Source organism: Paenibacillus whitsoniae, from assembly GCF_003955665.1.
GTDB classification, from domain to species: domain Bacteria; phylum Bacillota; class Bacilli; order Paenibacillales; family NBRC-103111; genus Paenibacillus_E; species Paenibacillus_E whitsoniae.
In genome coordinates this window covers 124,921-140,630 of the sequence record NZ_RXHU01000015.1, presented here as the reverse complement: position 1 = coordinate 140,630, position 15,710 = coordinate 124,921, and the positions used below count along the sequence as shown (strand labels likewise).

The window sequence follows — 15,710 nt, the reverse complement described above, 5'->3', positions numbered from 1 at the left end:
CGAAAGTGATTTGAAACAAAGGGCAAGTATGCTATATTCTTTTCTAATATCCCGACCGATAGCAAGCTTCGGCGATCGGGAATCGGAGGAATCGCGCTATGAACGAGATGAACATTGCCATCGTGGACGATAATAAAACGAATCTGCTTATTATTGAAAAAATTTTACATATGGCCGGCTACAGCAATCTGTCGATGTTCTCATCGGCCAAGGAGCTGTACCGGTTTATGGGCATGGATTCGGTGCTTGCTTCGGAGAGCATTGCCGATTTGATTCTCATGGACATGATGATGCCGGAAATTGACGGTATCGAAGCTTGTCGCGCAATCCGGGCGCAGGAAAGGTTTCGGGACATTCCGATCATTTTCGTAACGGCCCTAGGGGACTCGAACAAGATGGCGGAGGCGTTAGATGCGGGAGCGACCGACTATGTGATGAAGCCGATTAACAAGACGGAGCTTCTGGCGCGTATTCGCTCGGCCCTGCGTTTGAAATATGAGAAGGACTGGCATCGCGAGCGGGACAAACGGATTCAGTATGAGCTGAGCTTGGCGAAGCAGGTGCAGCAGAATGTGCTCAGCAAGCCGTTTGCGAACGATCAGGTGCAAGTTACGGTCAAATACGTGCCTTCTTCCGAGCTTGCCGGGGATTTCTACGCCTGGTATCCGATCGGCGCCAATCGCTTCGGTATTATTTTATTGGATATGATGGGGCATGGTATTGCTTCCTCGCTGGTGTGCATGTATATTTATTCGTTTTTAAAAGATACCCTAACGGGTATATCCGAATTGGATGGCGTCATGCAGGAATTAAACCGGCGCATGATGCAGCTGCACTGGGCGGACAACTTAATGAATTACTATTTTACGGCGATCTATCTGGTCGTGGACACGGATGCCCGCACAATCGAGTACGTCAATGCAGGTCATCCTGCAGGACTTGCGCTTGTCGACGGCAAGGTCCAAAAGCTGGATATCGGATGCTGCGCCTTGGGACTGTTCGATCACATTCAGGTCACGACCGGCAGTATGACCTATGAACGGGAGGCTCGCCTTGTGCTTTATACCGACGGCTTGGCCGAGTGGATGTCAGGGGATCCGGACGAAGCGGCAGATCGGATCATGCAGGGCATACAGAAGACTGAGGCGCAGGATGCGGATGCGTTATTCCAGCAGTTGCAGCCGGATTTCGGTGATGAACCGGTGCCGGACGATATGTGTTTGATTATGGTTTCGGTTTCCTAGCCAACCTTGAAGCGCCCAAACTTATTCCTCTCGGAACGAGTTTGGGCGTTTTTGTTTCAAAGGGACGATTCGTGTGTATATAACCTTTATGGACCAGTTGCAAGGAGAGGAGCTTGCGTCCCGCAATTCCGCCTTTCAGGGAGGTTGTTCCTGCCGGGCGGCGGTCCTATCTACGCTTCTATTTACGAAGAGTATAGAAGCATGATATATCTTTAATACAAGAACTTTGATTGCTCTATCTGAACGACCCCTAATGAAAAGCGCATGCATCCATGAGATGAGAGCAAACATGAGGAGTGAGGTTTATGACAGTGGACAAGTTCCAAATTGACAGGCAAGAGAACGGTTCGGCCATTAAGCTTCACCTTCGCGGTGAACTGGATTTGGCTGCTGCCGCAGCATTTCGCGAGGCGCTGGAGTCCGTCGTGTATAGCGCAGACCGCGAGCTTACACTTGATTTGGAGAAGCTTGCGTATATCGACAGTACGGGCATCGGCATTCTGGTGTCTGCGGTGAAAACCCGAGACAAGCTGAAAGCGTCCCTGTATGTGACGAACATTCCGCCTAAAATTAAACGACTTTTTGATATGACAGGCATTTCTCCATATTTGAACGAAGGAGCCAAAGGCGGCAAATGAGCGAAGTACATCTGCAAATACCAGCCCAAGCGGATTTTTTGGAACTCGTCAGACTAACCGTCTACGGGATTGCGTCGAGATTAAATTTGGCCTATGAAGATATCGAAGACTTGAAGGTAGCCGTCTCGGAAGCTTGCAATCAAGCGATCTTGCATGCCGGGCTCTCGGGTAATGCGGTCTCCGGCGAGCTCGGAATTCGCTTCGATGCGCGCACGGAAGCTTTGGCTGTGACGGTTAAAGCACCTGGGGCAGGAGCTTTTTTGCCAGTACCGGCGGGACTGACGGAGGCGGGGCTTCCGGCCGAGGCGAGCACGGCCAGCTTGGGCTTCTATTTGATGAAGGCTTTGATGGACGAAGTTGAAGTGGATGCGCAGCATGGCATGGAAGTAACGCTCATTAAGTATACGAACACAAACACCACGAAATGACGGTTGTCCGTTTTGTGGTGTTTGTGGGCGGGATCCGGCGCCAAACGCACAAAGTAAGCCTAGCACATTCCCGCTAGGCTTCTTTGCTTAATCACCGCTTGCGCTTTATTTGCCCAGGTAGGCTTGCAGCATCCAGCCGGTTTTCTCCAGCGAGGCGCGGATGGCAATAAACAGATCGGCAGTAGGTTGATCGCTGCCTTGCTCAGCCAGGTTGATGCCTTCGCTAAGCTCGGCCCGCACGACCTCCAGATCGTCGCTCAGGGACTGTACCATCTCCTGTGCGTTCTCTCGACCGCTTGCTTCCTTCACAGAGGAGAGGGCGAGCTGTTCCTTCAGTGTGGCCGTCGGCCGCTTGCCCAGGGCGAGCATGCGCTCGGCAATCGCGTCCAGATGCAGGGCGGCTTCATTGTATAATTCCTCGAATTTGATATGCAGGGTGAAGAAGTCAGGCCCTTTCACATACCAGTGAAAGTGATGAAGCTTCATATACAGGATGGAAAAGTTGGCAACCTGCTTGTCCATAATGACGTTCAAGTCAGGCTTGGTTTGCGTTGTTGTCTTCATGATAGAAGCACCTCCGAATATGAGTAAAGTTGCTGACACCTATCATTACCCCACACCGCTTGAGTTGAAACTCGAAATGTTGACATCCAGCGTGTTTCGGCATTCGACTTTCGGGGTAACTAAAGCGTATAGCTGCAAGAGGAGGTAGGTCGTGATGCTGCTGCAGATTAGTGTGCTAATTGTTGCTATTGCTTTTGCTGTTCTTGTTGTTTATTTAGTTCAAACGTTAAAGTCGCTTCGGGCGTCACTGGAGGAGACGACTGCAGCGATGAGACAAGTCAATATGGAAGTGAAAGAAATCGGCGGGGACGTGCGAAGCGTCATCCAGCATACGAATGAGCTCGCCATCGATGTGAAGTCCAAGCTGTCCACGCTCAATCATTGGTTCGGTTCCGCAAATGACATCGGTCGTGTCGTACACAGTCTAACGTCCTCCATGAAGCAAATGGCTGTCGCCAGCGAGCCGCCGGCCTCGGCGGCCAAGCCGAACGCTGTGCTAAGCGGGCTTGGCATCGCTTGGGATGTCTGGCGAACCATACGCGCAAGACGCAAATCATTTGCTGAGTCCAAATGTAAGAAGCCGATGTCGTAACGCAGGTCGAGAACGTGGCGGTGTACGTCCAAACATGTGAAAAAAGGAAGAGATCTTATGCATCCATACATTCAATTAACCATACCGGCCGAAGCCGAGTATCTGGATATTGTCAGATTGAATTTATTCGGCTTTGCTTCTAAGGCCGGATTCTCGTACGAAGATGTCGAGGACATGAAAGTGGCAGTCGCGGAGGCTTGTAATAACGCGATTCTGCATGCGTATGGCGAGGAGCCTGGAGGCTCGGTAGACATTCGGATGGAGCTTATCGGTGAGGAGATGGCCATCACTGTCCAGGACTACGGCCGCAGCTTTGCAGTGAGCCCCTTGTCCTTTGAAGCGCCAGTTCCACCAACGGAAATTACCCGGATTCGTACGAGCGGGATGGGGCTCTATTTGATGCAAGCGCTGATGGATGACGTTCAGGTTGAAGTGGAGAGCGGTAAAGGGACGACGGTTGTGCTGACCAAGCGGTTGCACGGAAAAGAGGTCATTCTATGAGTGCTCATTCTTCGACTAACCCGTTATATGAAATTTACGGTAAAATGAAGTTGTACCGGGAGACGGACTGCGAGGAAACAGCGACTACGCTGCTGCAGCATTACGAGCCTGTCGTCCGCATGGCAGCCGGGAAAATTGCGCGCAGTCGTCCCGATCTGTACGAGGATTTGTTCCAAGTGGGGCAAATGGCGATGCTGCGGCTGTTCAAGCAATATGACAGCGAGGCGGGCGTTCCGTTTGAAGCTTATGCGATGAAGAGTATCGTCGGGAGTTTGAAAAACTACTTGCGGGATAAATCCTGGTACATTCAAGTGCCCAGACGGATTAAAGAAAAGGGCACTGCGATTCAGCGAACCATCGATGAGCTGACCGTGCAGTTGGAACGTTCGCCGAATCTGGAGGAGATTTCTGAACGGCTGGACCTGTCTCTGGAGGAGACAATTGAAATTCTCGCAGGGCGCGATTATTATCACTACACGTCTTTGGACACACCGCTATCGAGCGAAACGGACAGCGCTACGATTGCAGATGTGGTGGCGGTTCCCTCCAACGACTATCAGCAGCTCGAACACCATCTGGATCTCCGCGAGGCGATGGAAGGACTTAAGGAAGAAGAGCGCCAAGTGCTCCAATTGATTTATTATGAGAGCCAGACGCAAAGGCAGGTTGCCAGCCGGCTACAAGTGTCCCAAATGAGTGTCAGCCGAATTCAGAAGCGGGCGATGGCCAAGATGAAGGCGGCGCTGCAAGCGGGCGTATGGCAAGCCGAAACGCCGTAATGAGACGGCAACGGATAAAATGAAAGCAGGGGGCGTCATCGTTGTTTCAACCCATCAGATTTACTGTTCGCACCAAGATTCTTGCAGGGTATTTGTTCATTCTTCTGTGTCTGGGCCTGTCGCTGATCACGATTAGCGGGCGCATTTCAACGCTGCAAAAGGAGGTTGACTTTGTGTCAGGTCACGACATTGACGTTCACGATCTGCTCAATCTCGTGCAGAAGAATATGCTGGAGATGGAAACGTCGGTTCGCGGCTACATCATCACAGGAGACGAACAATATTTGGAACCCTACGACCTTGGGAGCCGAACCTGGCTGGACAACTATAACAAGCTGTATCAGCTCTTGGAAGATAATCCGGAGCAATTGCGCGGTCTGGAGCAGACTAGGCCTGTCTTTCGAAACTGGATTGCAAGCAGCGACAACGCGATCCGGTTCAAAAAAGATAACCAGACCGCTGCTCTGAATGAGTACTTCAAACAGAACACAGGCAAAAAACTGATGGATCAACTGCGCACGCAGATGGATACGATGCTGCAATTGGAGAAGCAGTTGACGACCGCTCGGACGCGGCAGCTGGAACAGAGCAACTATAATCTTCGTATCGCTATTTTCGTTCTCGTTGGCCTGGCGGCCGTTATTTCAGTCGCCATCGGCCTGGTGCTGTCGAGCACGATCGTCAAGACGATTCGTCAGGTGACGCGCGCGATCGAGGACATTCGCAAATCCGATGGCCAGCTTACCACCCGCATCCATGTCAACACGAAGGATGAAATCTGGGAACTCGCCGAAGCGACCAATCGGCTGCTGGATACGTTCAGCAAAAAGAGCTGGATTGAGAAAAGCGTTACCGACGTTTCTTTTATGTACCAGGGGCTCACGGATCTTACTTCTTTGGCGCAAGCGTTCATCGGTAAGTTAGGGCGCCTGCTGGATGCGACGTATGGCGTCATTTATTTCCGTACAATGGAGAACGGCGAGACGCTGTTCAGCAAAACCGCGGCCTACGCCGCTTCCGGGAAAGCCGAATCGGCCGTCAGCTTCCGAATGGGCGAAGGGCTTGTGGGTCAGTGCGCTGCGGATCAGCGAATGTTTTTGCTGGACAATTTATCGGATGGGCATGTACGGGTCGTCTCTGGATTAGGAGAGTCGGCCCCAACCCATTTATTGGTTGCCCCGATTATGGCCGACGGCCGGGTTGAGGCGGTGGTGGAGCTGGCGGGGATGAAGCCGTTCCTGTCACAGCATCTGGAATTGCTGGATCGGCTGCAGGACAAATTCAGCTCCGTTATGGACAGTGTTCTGGATCATATGGAGATTGAGCGGCTGCTTGGGGAGTCCCAAGTCATGACCGAAGAACTGCAGGCGCAAGCGGAAGAGCTTCAGATGCAATCCGAGGAGCTTCAAACGCAGCAAGAGCAGCTTCAATTGACGAACAAGTTTCTGGAGGAACAGAACTATTTGGCTGAGCAGGAATCGATCAAACTGAAGCAGGCCAAGCAAGAGCTGGAGGAGTACTCGATTAAACTGGAAAAGAGTTCCAGGTATAAGTCCGAGTTTCTTGCGAACATGTCGCATGAACTGAGAACGCCGCTCAACAGCATTCTGATCCTGTCGCAAATGCTGTCGGAGAACAGCGAGGAGCTGCAGCGAACGGATATTTATGAGTATTCCAAGGTAGTCCATGATGCGGGCAAAGACTTGCTGTCGCTGATCGACGATATTCTGGATCTTTCCAAGGTAGAAGCGGGCAAAGTCGAGATCTTTCCTGAAGAAGTGAACGTGACGGAGCTTCCGCAGCTGATGCAAGCGATGTTCAGCCCGATTGCGGACAAGAAGCAGCTGCACTTCCATGCAACGATCGGGCCGGATGTGCCTCCTGTTCTCTTGACGGATGGGAAACGACTGCAGCAAATTTTGAAAAACCTGCTGTCCAATGCCTTTAAATTTACCGAGCGAGGCTCGGTGCACATGCGTATTGAGCGCGCAACCGCTGCGCGTGTGAAGGAAGTGCTGCGACGAGGGGAAGAGACAGACGTGCTTGCAATCTCCATTACGGATACCGGTATCGGAATTCCAATGGACAAGCAGCAGATTATTTTCGAAGCGTTCCAACAGGTGGACGGCACGATGAACCGCCAGTATAGCGGAACGGGACTTGGTCTGTCCATTTGCCGTGAATTTACGCGGCTGCTTGGCGGCGCCATCGTGGTGCGAAGCGAGGTGCATAAGGGCAGTACATTCACGCTTTACCTGCCGAATATGCCGGATGAGCAGTCGGATATGATGGAAGAGACGATCGTGAAGCGGGAACTGACGCTTGCCGAGCAGCATGTCGCTTCCGGAAATGCGCTGGAGGCGTCTCAGATAGAGGCGGATAGCTCGATTTCTCCCGATGACCGTATTTTTAAAGGAAAAAGAATGCTGCTTGTCGATGACGACGTGCGCAACATTTACGCACTGATCACCGCCATGGAGATGAAAAACATCAAAGTCGATACTGCGAGCAACGGCAAGCAGGCACTGGAGCAGCTCGAGCAGGAGCGCTACGATCTGGTGCTGATGGATATTATGATGCCGGTCATGGACGGCTACGATGCGATGAAAGCGATTCGGAGCCAGCCGGATCTGCAGGATCTGCCGGTCATTGCGTTGACGGCCAAGGCCATGAAAGGTGAACGTCAGCGATGCATTGAAGCTGGCGCTTCGGACTACATTATGAAGCCGATTCAAATCCAGCAGCTCTTCTCGCTGATGCGAGTATGGCTGGCCAAGTAAGGGGGGCGCTTCATGACCATTCAACCGATGAGTCCCCTGGTGGAGTCTGAGGAGCAGGAAATGAACAGCGTAGAGCATATTGAGCTGAGTTTATTGCTGGAAGGGCTTTACCAGCTGTGCGAATACGATTTTCGCCATTATGTGCGGTCTTCGCTTCGCAGGCGGGTCCTGAACCGCATGAAGGCCGAGGGCCTGAAGACAATTACTGCACTGCTCAATAAAGTGCTGCACGATTCAGCATGTCTGACGCGACTGCTGAATGACATGTCCATTCGTGTCACGGAAATGTTCCGGGATCCGGACTTTTTCTCGGTTTTCCGCTCCAAGGTTGTCCCTGAGTTGAGAGCGTTTCCCGAAATCCGCATTTGGCATGCGGGATGCGCAACCGGCGAGGAGGCGTACTCCATGGCGATTATGATGCTGGAGGAAGGACTGGCGGAGAAGACGAGAATTTATGCGACCGATATGAACGAGAAGGCGCTTGAAGTCGCCCGGAGGGGCGCTTTTCCGCTGAAACAGATGCAGGCTTATACCAGGAATTACCAGGAATCCGGCGGAGCGAAATCGTTTTCGGAGTATTACACGACCGATTCCCAATATGCTTATTTGGACGAGGAAGTTAAAAAGTCGCTGATATTCGCCCAGCACAATCTCGTGACGGACGGCTCTTTTAATGAATTCCATGTGATTCTATGCAGGAATGTATTGATCTACTTCGATTACGAGCTTCAGCAGCACGTGCATCGTCTCTTGTATAGCAGCTTGTCCAATCGCGGATTTTTGGGGCTTGGCAATAAAGAATCGATCTTTAATAGTGCGGATCGGCAGCTCTATGAGGAGTTTGCTCCTCGCGAGAAAATATATCGAAAAGCAGCGCCTCGGCGATAAACGTTCTTGAACATTGGGGTGTTTCAACGATAAGCAAGGCGGGTAATAGATCTTGTAGCCGAATTACAATAATGAAAAGAAGGTGTTGTCTATGCTAGGTTGGGCTGTCATGTTTCTGATTATTGCGTTGATTGCAGCTGTTTTCGGATTTTTCGGCATCGTATCCACGGCGGTAGGCATTGCTAAAATATTGTTCTTCGTCTTCTTGATCATGTCGATCCTCTCCTTTATTTTCGGAAAACGCAGCAGCGTGTAGACGAATCCCGGCTGGCAGAAGAGCAGCCATCATTTCCATTCAAATCCTGGAAGGAAGGTGTATCTTATGTTTTGTCGAAAAATTGTCCTGGCGTATGACGGTTCTGAAGGAGCCAATAAAGCGCTCGAGAAAACGATCGAGCTCAGCAAATGGAATAAAGATGTGCACGTGTATGTGCTGAATGTAAATCAGCCAAAGCTGGTTGCTGCTGGGGATGCCTACATGATGCCGGCTATCGCATCGGTGGAGGTGCAGTCGCAATTGGAAGCGGAGGCAAGGCAGACGCTGGAACAAGCGGAGTCGAGGCTTGCCCTGCATGCAATGTGCTCGTATGAATCGCTCATCGATAACAATCCGGCCGCTGCTATCGTAAGCTTTGCCGAAACCAACGATTGCGATCTGATCGTGATCGGCAATCGGGGATTAAGCGGCATAAAGAAGTTCCTGCTGGGCAGCGTCAGCCACGATGTCGTGCAGAACGCCTCGATTCCGGTGCTGGTGGTTAAGGAGAACATGTAGTGCGCAGACGCAGGAAGCAAGCCGCGAAGTCGACGCTTGGCCGCGGCCGGGAACTACGCACATGAATGTAGACGCCCCTTTTGGCTCAATGATGAGCTGGAAGGGGCGTTTTGGTGTACGCTTAGCGGGTGCAAAGCCATTGTGACGAGGTTAAGGCAACTGGTTGTTCGCTTAAACAGATATCAAGGGGAGCCAGACGGCGTCAAGCAAGTTAAGCGTTTTGCGTGTCCATGAACTGGAAAACCTCCAGTTCATTTCGCGTGGAAGCTGCACATGTGCTAGGTGAACTGGAAAACCTCCAGTTCGTTTCAGCCATTTACGGAGAATGAACGCTAAACGGGGCAAATATACTGGAAGAATTCCAGTTCGAACCCCCGATTTGTTCAGAAACGCAATAATGAACTGGAGAAATTCCAGTACATTGGAGGAGTGGCGGCAGGCGCATTATGGAGGGGCAACCTCCCGCAACGCATAATAAGCCCCTGCGCTCTGAACGAACACAGGGGCTGAGGACTGGAACTACTCTTAGAATAACGGAAACACGTAACGAACCAGGAAATACAACAGTCCGAAGACGATCACGATATACGCCGCATATTTGATGAAGGTGGAGGCGACAAGGCCTTTGTCGTATTTTTGCTCGATATGCTTCTCTTCAATGTCTACGCTTTTCATCGGTTCCATTTCGATCAGCTCCCTCGCTTGGAATGGTCAATCTTCCTATTTATCAGTACCCGTTTGGACGGATGCTGAATCACAGGCAGGCGCAAGGAAGGTGCGGAGGGAGGGCCCCCTCCCCCTACAACCGAAATAGTTTCCGTGCATTCTCGCTGAAAATTTTACGCTGCTTGTCCTCGGGTAGCCAGCGCAGGATTTTCGTGGGATCGTCGAAATCCCAATGCGGATAGTCACTCGAGAAGAGCAGCATGTTCTCGGCGTCGAACATCTCGAACATCGCCGCCAGATGCTTCGGATTGTCCGGCTCTTCGATCGGCTGCGTCGTGATGAAGATATGATCGCGGACATACTCGCTTGGCAGCCGCTTCAGCCAAGGGACCGAGGAGCGCAGCGCCTTGTAGTTCTTGTCGAGCCGCCACAGCAGAGGAGGCAGCCAGGTCACGCCGCCCTCGCACAGCACGACTTTAAAGTTCGGGTATTTCTCGAACACGCCATCGCAAACGAAGCTGACAAGATGCGCCATGAACGTCTGGGAGAGGCACGTGTGCCACTGCAAATAGTTGGTGACGTGGCCGACGGCGGTAGGAGGGTTGAAGATGCCCGCGCCTTCTGCGCCGGGGTGCATCACCAGAGGCAGGCCATGCCGTTCGCACGCTTCATAGATCGGGTGGAAGAAGCGCTGGCCGTACGGCATGCGAGATCCGCCGGTCACGCTGACGGCGACGATGTCCGGGTGCGGGCCGATGCGGTCGATTTCCCGTACCGCTTGCTCGGGATCCTGCGTGGCGATGCACATGTAGGTTTTGTACTTTGGACTCTGCGGAATCCATTCCGCGAGTACATAATCGTTGTAGGCGCGGCACAGGGCAGCGGCATAGTCGGCATCGGCCAAACCCGATGCGCTAATGAAGGAATCCGAGCACAACAGCGCGTACTCGACGTTAAACGGATGGACGTAATGCTCCAGCATATACGCGGGATCGGAACCGACAGGGCCGCCGCCGGGCGGATTAGCGTCTTTGCGTTTATTGCCGATCGGCGAAGAATAAGGCAGGCCTGCGCCGGGAATGCCGAACTGGGCGGCATGGCTGCGCCACGGTTCATCCAGATAAGGAAGCAGATCCTTGCCGCTGCGGAGCTGGTTATGGACGTCGCAATCGATGACAGGCAGTTTGGTTACGGTTTTCATACGTGAGTTCCCTCCTTATTCGCTTCCGCGCCGATGACCAGGTGTACGGTGCCGTTCTCCACGACGACCGGATAGCTGCGCGTGCGGACTTTCTCGCTGAACAGCGATTTCCCCGTTTTGAGATCGAACTCCCATCCGTGCCAGGGACAGCGGACAATTTCCTGGTCGCGGCCATAGATGAATTCGAACACGTTCGACTCCAGCGTCGTCCCGCAGACCGGCCCCTTGCACAATTCGGCGCCTTGATGAGGGCAGTAATTGAGCACGGCATAATAGTCGCCTTTCACGTTGTACACGCCGATGGAGCGCTTCCCTACTTGAACGATTTTAAATTTACCCTCTGGCAGATCGTCTACTGCGGAGACTGGATATAAATCCATTTGCCTCAGCTCCCTTAGTGGTTTATGATTTCATTGTAGAGATAATCAGCATCGAAAACCATTGAGAAAACCATTTCTATTTGAACGATTCTAAGGTTTTGTTAAAAGAGAGGAGGCGAAGCTGTGCTGGAGCTGGTATCGGTGTATCTGGACGATATGCATGCGGAGTGGCGCAAGGAAGCCGAGGCGACGTTGACGGATATTTTGATTTTGGTCACGCATGGCAGTGTTCTGTATACCTTGGAGGACGAGACGCTGCTGCTTGAAAAAGGGGACCTGCTGCTGATTCGCAAAGGGGTCATGCGCGCCGGCGAGAACGCGGCGGATGGGCCGCATCAGAAATATTCCGCGCACTTCCATCTGGATGAGCGGGGTCGGGAGCTGCTGGCGGACACAGGCGGCTATCGCATGCTGCGAGCCCGCAGCTATGACTATATGAAGCAGCGGTTCACCATTTTATCGCAGCATTGGTTCGGGCAATTGCCCTTCGCCGATGTGATTTGCAGCGGTATCGCGATTGAACTGCTCGGCTGCTTCGTTCAGGAAACGATGGACAGCCGGTTCACCTCCGTCAAGCTGCGCCTGATGAGCGAGGTTCAGAAATACATTGCGGCGCACTACCGCGAGCCGATTCGGATTGAGGAGCTGGCCCGGCTTGTCGACCGAGCGCCGAATTATGTCACGCAGTCGTTCAAGGAAGTGACGGGCTTGACGCCGATCAGTTACATGCATCAAGTTCGCGTTCATGCGGCGCGGGATCTGATCCTGAATACCCGCATGACGATTCGCGAGGTGTCCGACTATCTGGGCTACAGCGACCAGGCGCATTTCAATCGGGTATTCAAAAAAACGATGGGCTACCCGCCCTCGTCCATCGTGCGGGAGGTGCAGCGGCTGACATGAGAATTGTAGAGCGCTTACATTCGATTCAATTCAAACTGACCGGCACGTTTTTGCTTATTTTGCTGCCGCTGGTGTTTGTCAGCATTTTCTCTAACGATTATTCGCAGCGCATCCTGAACGGACAGATCAACGACCGCACGCGGGGCGCGCTGCTGACGACGCTCGAGTACATCGAGCAGCTGACCAAAAATATGGATCAGCAAACGCTGCTGATCGGCTCGAACCCGACGATTGTCGACGTCTGGAACAATATCGACGATCCGTTAAGTCCGGAGCACCTGTATGAGCTTCATACGGTGCAACAGCAGCTGACCGCCTTGACCAATGTCAATGGCGCGATCAAAGATGCTTTTATTTTGCATGGGAGCAGTGAGAATGGGCTCTCCACAGCGACCGGCGGCATTAAATGGCCGGGGGTGAATCAGGAGACGTGGTTCAGGCGGACGCTGGACGCGAACGGCGGCCTTGTCGTGTATGTACCGACCGCCTCCAATTCCGGCGCCTCCAAGTATTTGACGCGGGATACGATCTATTTTGCCAGGCTGCTGGATGTGCTCAGCCGCAACAAGGAGCCGAACGTGCTCGTGCTGGCGGTGGACAAGTCCTCTTTTCGCCAAATTATTCAGCACTTACAGACGTCAGCGAACATGAATATCACGCTGTATTACAACGAGGAGTTTGTGCTGGATACGAATAGGCAGCAGCCGGCGGTCGCCTTGGATTCGGAAAAGAAAGACTTGTCCATCCAGGCAGGCAACGGCTTCTGGTCGATTCAACTGCAGCAGCCGCGCGTGGAATTGTTCAAGCTGTCGCACCAGCTCCAACAAATCACCTACTGGATTATCGCGGTCAGTATCGTACTGGCCGTCTGGACGGCCTGGCTCGTCTATGCCGCAATTGCAAAGCCCCTTAGCGAGTTGTCCGGCGCGTTCAAGCAGTTCAGCGGAGGGAACTTGTCCGCCCGCGTGAAGCATCGCCGCAAGGACGAGTTCGGCTATGTGATGAACGGCTTCAATCGGATGGCGGAAGCGCAGCGGCAAATGATCGAGGAAGATTACGCCAAAGAGCTGCGGCTCGCCAAGACGGAATTCAGCTTGCTGCAGTCGCAGATTAATCCGCATTTTCTCTATAACACGCTGGATTCCATCTACTCGGTCGCGCTGAAGCATAAGGTGCATGTGATCAGCGATATGGTCATTAATTTGGCGCGGTTTTTCCGTGTTAGTCTGGGTAAGGGGAGAGAGACGTTTACGCTGGAGGAAACGATTCAGCATCTTATGTATTACATTCGGGTTCAGCAGCTGCGTTCGGATCATCTTACGGTGAACATTCAGCTCGAGGAGCGAACGAAGCCGCTTGTTCTGCTGAAACTGATTTTGCAGCCGGTGGTGGAAAATGCGATCGTGCATGGTTTGGAACGCAATCGGCAGGGCGGCGAGCTGTCCATTCGTTCTTCGCTTGAGGCGGACAAGCTGAGCATCGAGGTTAAGGATACCGGGCAGGGTATCCCGCCGGAGAAGCTGGCTGATCTGCAGCAGGCGTTGAATCTGATTACAAGCCGGTCGTATCGGCAGGCGGAGGGAAGTCCGTCGAAGATGTATTTTGGGCTGAAAAATGTGAAATCCCGTCTGAAGCTGTACTACGGTGAGAAGGCGGATGTCACGGTTGAAAGTGTATTCGGTCAAGGGACGACTGTCGTCCTGACAATTCCGGTGAAACAGGAGGATGAGGAGCTATGAGGCTGTTAATTGTGGAAGATGAACCGCATGTGCGTGAGCGTCTGGCGGAGGGGATTGATTGGCGGGAGCTAGGGGTTGAGCTGGTCGATGCCGTGTCGACGGGTAGCGAAGCGCTGGCTGTTGTGCGCAGCGATCATGTCGACATCATTCTGACGGACATTCAAATGCCGGAAATGAGCGGCCTCGAACTCGCCGGGGAAGTGCGGCGGCAGGCATCCTATATCAAGCTGATTATTCTGACCGGCTATGATGATTTTGAATACGCGCGGCAAGGCATCGAGCACGGTGTGTTGAAATATTTGATCAAGCCGGCAGACAATGAGGAGATTGCGGGTGCGGTGCTGGAAGCGAAAGCGCAGCGCGAAAAAGATCTGCGCGAGGCGCATCATCTTGCGCAGTTGGAAAGCCGGTGGCAGGAGCATGTGCCCCATTTGAAGGCAATGTTCTATAAAGGCTGGCTCCATGGCCGTTATGCCGAATGGGAGTTGGACAGGCACCGCCGCGATCTGAAGCTGGAAGGGCAGGCGGGTCTCATGCTGCCCGTGACGCTGGATATGGATCCGATTTTGAAGAGAAATGAACGGTTCCAAGCGGACGACCGGGCTCTGGTACAATTCTCGCTGTATACGATTGCGAGAGATTTGCTAGAGGGCGAGGACTGTGCGGTCATTCAGGAGGACGACGGCATGGTGGTCGCGCTATTCATCAAACCGCCGGCTTACGGCGAAGACGAGCTGTATAGCCTGGTCAATCCGCTCATCGCCCGGCTCCTTGGCACGGTCAAGGACTGCCTGAAGTTAACGGCCAGCGCGGGCATCGGTTCCATCGCCGCGACGCCGGCGCTGCTGCCTCTGGCGTATAAGCACAGTCGCGCTGCGCTTCAGGAACGGATTGTGCTGGGGCACGATGTCGCCATTCCGTACCGAGGCGCGAGCATCGGCGCCAAGCGGCAGGCGGAGCTCGGCCAGCTGGAAAAGGAGCTGGAGCTGGCCATTCTGTCCGGCCATGCGGAGCGCAGGCAGGAGATTGTGGCCCGGCTGATGGAGCAAGGCTTCGGGCCGGACAAGCCGCTCACCGAAGCGAAAGAGCAACTGCTGCGTCTGATGTGCCTTCTTGCCGGCATCGTGCATGGTCAGGGCTGGACGCTGAGCGAAACGCTAGGGAACGATTATGCGTATTTTGAAAGCTTTGGCCGCCTGCTCGCACGGGAGCAGATTGAAGAGTGGCTGCTCCGCATGTCGGCGCGTATTGGCGACGCTATTACCGGACAGCGCAAGTCCGGCGCTCAGCTGACGGTTGAAGAGGTGATCCGGTATACCCGGGAACGGCTGCACGAGGAAGAGCTGAGTTTGTACGCGGTCGCCGGTCAGCTCTATGTCAATTATTCGTATTTGAGCCGGACGTTCAAGGAGGTAACCGGCGAGTCATTCTCCGACTATGTGCTGCGAATGCGGATGGAGCAGGCGAAGGAGCTCTTGGCGAAGGGGCTCAAAGTGTACGATGTGGCCGAGCAGGTCGGGTACAAGCACGTTAACTATTTCTCCAAGAGCTTCCAGAAATATTGGGGCGTCAAGCCCAGCGAGATGAATAAATAGCGGGGAGGAGCCGATCAGCGGCTTCTTTCTTTTTGTC

The 15,710-nt window shown here is 53.2% G+C and carries 17 protein-coding genes; 13 read left to right on the top strand and 4 right to left on the bottom strand.

Features of this window, described 5'->3' with window-relative positions; translation table 11 throughout:
• Positions 1–98: 98 nt before the first annotated feature.
• The 3 genes from EJQ19_RS05300 to EJQ19_RS05290 all read left to right on the top strand — a co-directional run bounded on the left by EJQ19_RS05300 (position 99) and on the right by EJQ19_RS05290 (position 2,310).
• Complete coding sequence (locus tag EJQ19_RS05300) at positions 99–1,244, top strand: SpoIIE family protein phosphatase (RefSeq protein ID WP_241242743.1); 1,146 nt, start codon at positions 99–101, stop codon at positions 1,242–1,244.
• 305 nt (positions 1,245–1,549) lie between these two features.
• The gene (locus EJQ19_RS05295) at positions 1,550–1,882 is read left to right on the top strand and encodes an STAS domain-containing protein (RefSeq protein WP_126140152.1); all 333 of its coding nucleotides are present in this window, start codon (positions 1,550–1,552) and stop codon (positions 1,880–1,882) included.
• Complete coding sequence (locus EJQ19_RS05290) at positions 1,879–2,310, top strand: ATP-binding protein (RefSeq protein ID WP_126140151.1); 432 nt, start codon at positions 1,879–1,881, stop codon at positions 2,308–2,310. The genes EJQ19_RS05295 and EJQ19_RS05290 overlap by 4 nt, the downstream gene beginning before the upstream one ends.
• A 105-nt stretch (positions 2,311–2,415) precedes the next feature.
• On the opposite strand, the gene EJQ19_RS05285 is transcribed toward EJQ19_RS05290, so the two are convergent.
• Positions 2,416–2,877, bottom strand: coding sequence for a Dps family protein (locus tag EJQ19_RS05285; RefSeq protein WP_420901662.1), 462 nt, complete (start codon positions 2,875–2,877; stop codon positions 2,416–2,418).
• A 151-nt stretch (positions 2,878–3,028) separates the two neighbouring features.
• On the opposite strand from EJQ19_RS05285, the gene EJQ19_RS05280 reads away from it, so the two are divergent.
• The 7 genes from EJQ19_RS05280 to EJQ19_RS05250 all read left to right on the top strand — a co-directional run bounded on the left by EJQ19_RS05280 (position 3,029) and on the right by EJQ19_RS05250 (position 9,189).
• Positions 3,029–3,466: a DUF948 domain-containing protein gene (locus EJQ19_RS05280; RefSeq protein WP_126140149.1), complete on the top strand. Its 438-nt coding sequence runs from the start codon at positions 3,029–3,031 to the stop codon at positions 3,464–3,466.
• 57 nt (positions 3,467–3,523) lie between these two features.
• The gene (gene rsbW, locus EJQ19_RS05275; protein WP_126140148.1) at positions 3,524–3,967 is read left to right on the top strand and encodes an anti-sigma B factor RsbW; all 444 of its coding nucleotides are present in this window, start codon (positions 3,524–3,526) and stop codon (positions 3,965–3,967) included.
• Positions 3,964–4,746, top strand: coding sequence for a sigma-70 family RNA polymerase sigma factor (locus EJQ19_RS05270; protein WP_126140147.1), 783 nt, complete (start codon positions 3,964–3,966; stop codon positions 4,744–4,746). The genes rsbW and EJQ19_RS05270 overlap by 4 nt, the downstream gene beginning before the upstream one ends.
• Before the next feature lie 41 nt (positions 4,747–4,787).
• Positions 4,788–7,526: a CHASE3 domain-containing protein gene (locus tag EJQ19_RS05265; protein ID WP_126140146.1), complete on the top strand. Its 2,739-nt coding sequence runs from the start codon at positions 4,788–4,790 to the stop codon at positions 7,524–7,526.
• Positions 7,527–7,538: 12 nt separating this feature from the next.
• A complete protein-coding gene (locus EJQ19_RS05260) occupies positions 7,539–8,414 on the top strand; it encodes a CheR family methyltransferase (RefSeq protein ID WP_241242742.1) in 876 nt (291 codons plus the stop codon).
• Positions 8,415–8,505: 91 nt separating this feature from the next.
• Positions 8,506–8,670: a DUF1328 domain-containing protein gene (locus EJQ19_RS05255; protein ID WP_126140145.1), complete on the top strand. Its 165-nt coding sequence runs from the start codon at positions 8,506–8,508 to the stop codon at positions 8,668–8,670.
• Positions 8,671–8,736: 66 nt separating this feature from the next.
• Positions 8,737–9,189 (top strand): universal stress protein, encoded by a 453-nt coding sequence (locus EJQ19_RS05250; protein WP_126140144.1) that lies wholly within the window; start codon positions 8,737–8,739, stop codon positions 9,187–9,189.
• Positions 9,190–9,714: 525 nt separating this feature from the next.
• Here EJQ19_RS05250 and EJQ19_RS31720 read toward each other — a convergent pair.
• From EJQ19_RS31720 to EJQ19_RS05240, 3 genes are all read right to left on the bottom strand, one after another.
• Positions 9,715–9,873 (bottom strand): hypothetical protein, encoded by a 159-nt coding sequence (locus EJQ19_RS31720; RefSeq protein WP_164716331.1) that lies wholly within the window; start codon positions 9,871–9,873, stop codon positions 9,715–9,717.
• Positions 9,874–9,988: 115 nt separating this feature from the next.
• Entirely contained in the window at positions 9,989–11,056 is a 1,068-nt protein-coding gene (locus EJQ19_RS05245) for an amidohydrolase family protein (protein ID WP_126140143.1), read from the bottom strand.
• Positions 11,053–11,436 (bottom strand): Rieske (2Fe-2S) protein, encoded by a 384-nt coding sequence (locus tag EJQ19_RS05240; RefSeq protein ID WP_126140142.1) that lies wholly within the window; start codon positions 11,434–11,436, stop codon positions 11,053–11,055. Before EJQ19_RS05240 ends, EJQ19_RS05245 begins: the two co-directional genes overlap by 4 nt.
• 123 nt (positions 11,437–11,559) lie before the next feature.
• Between EJQ19_RS05240 and EJQ19_RS05235 the strand changes: the two genes are divergently transcribed.
• The 3 genes from EJQ19_RS05235 to EJQ19_RS05225 are packed head-to-tail and all read left to right on the top strand — an operon-like array spanning position 11,560 to position 15,673.
• Positions 11,560–12,339 carry a helix-turn-helix transcriptional regulator gene (locus EJQ19_RS05235; RefSeq protein ID WP_126140141.1) on the top strand — a complete coding sequence of 260 codons (780 nt, stop codon included), beginning with the start codon at positions 11,560–11,562 and terminating at the stop codon, positions 12,337–12,339.
• A complete protein-coding gene (locus EJQ19_RS05230) occupies positions 12,336–14,078 on the top strand; it encodes a sensor histidine kinase (RefSeq protein ID WP_126140140.1) in 1,743 nt (580 codons plus the stop codon). Before EJQ19_RS05235 ends, EJQ19_RS05230 begins: the two co-directional genes overlap by 4 nt.
• Complete coding sequence (locus EJQ19_RS05225; RefSeq protein ID WP_126140139.1) at positions 14,075–15,673, top strand: response regulator transcription factor; 1,599 nt, start codon at positions 14,075–14,077, stop codon at positions 15,671–15,673. The genes EJQ19_RS05230 and EJQ19_RS05225 overlap by 4 nt, the downstream gene beginning before the upstream one ends.
• Positions 15,674–15,710: the final 37 nt, after the last annotated feature.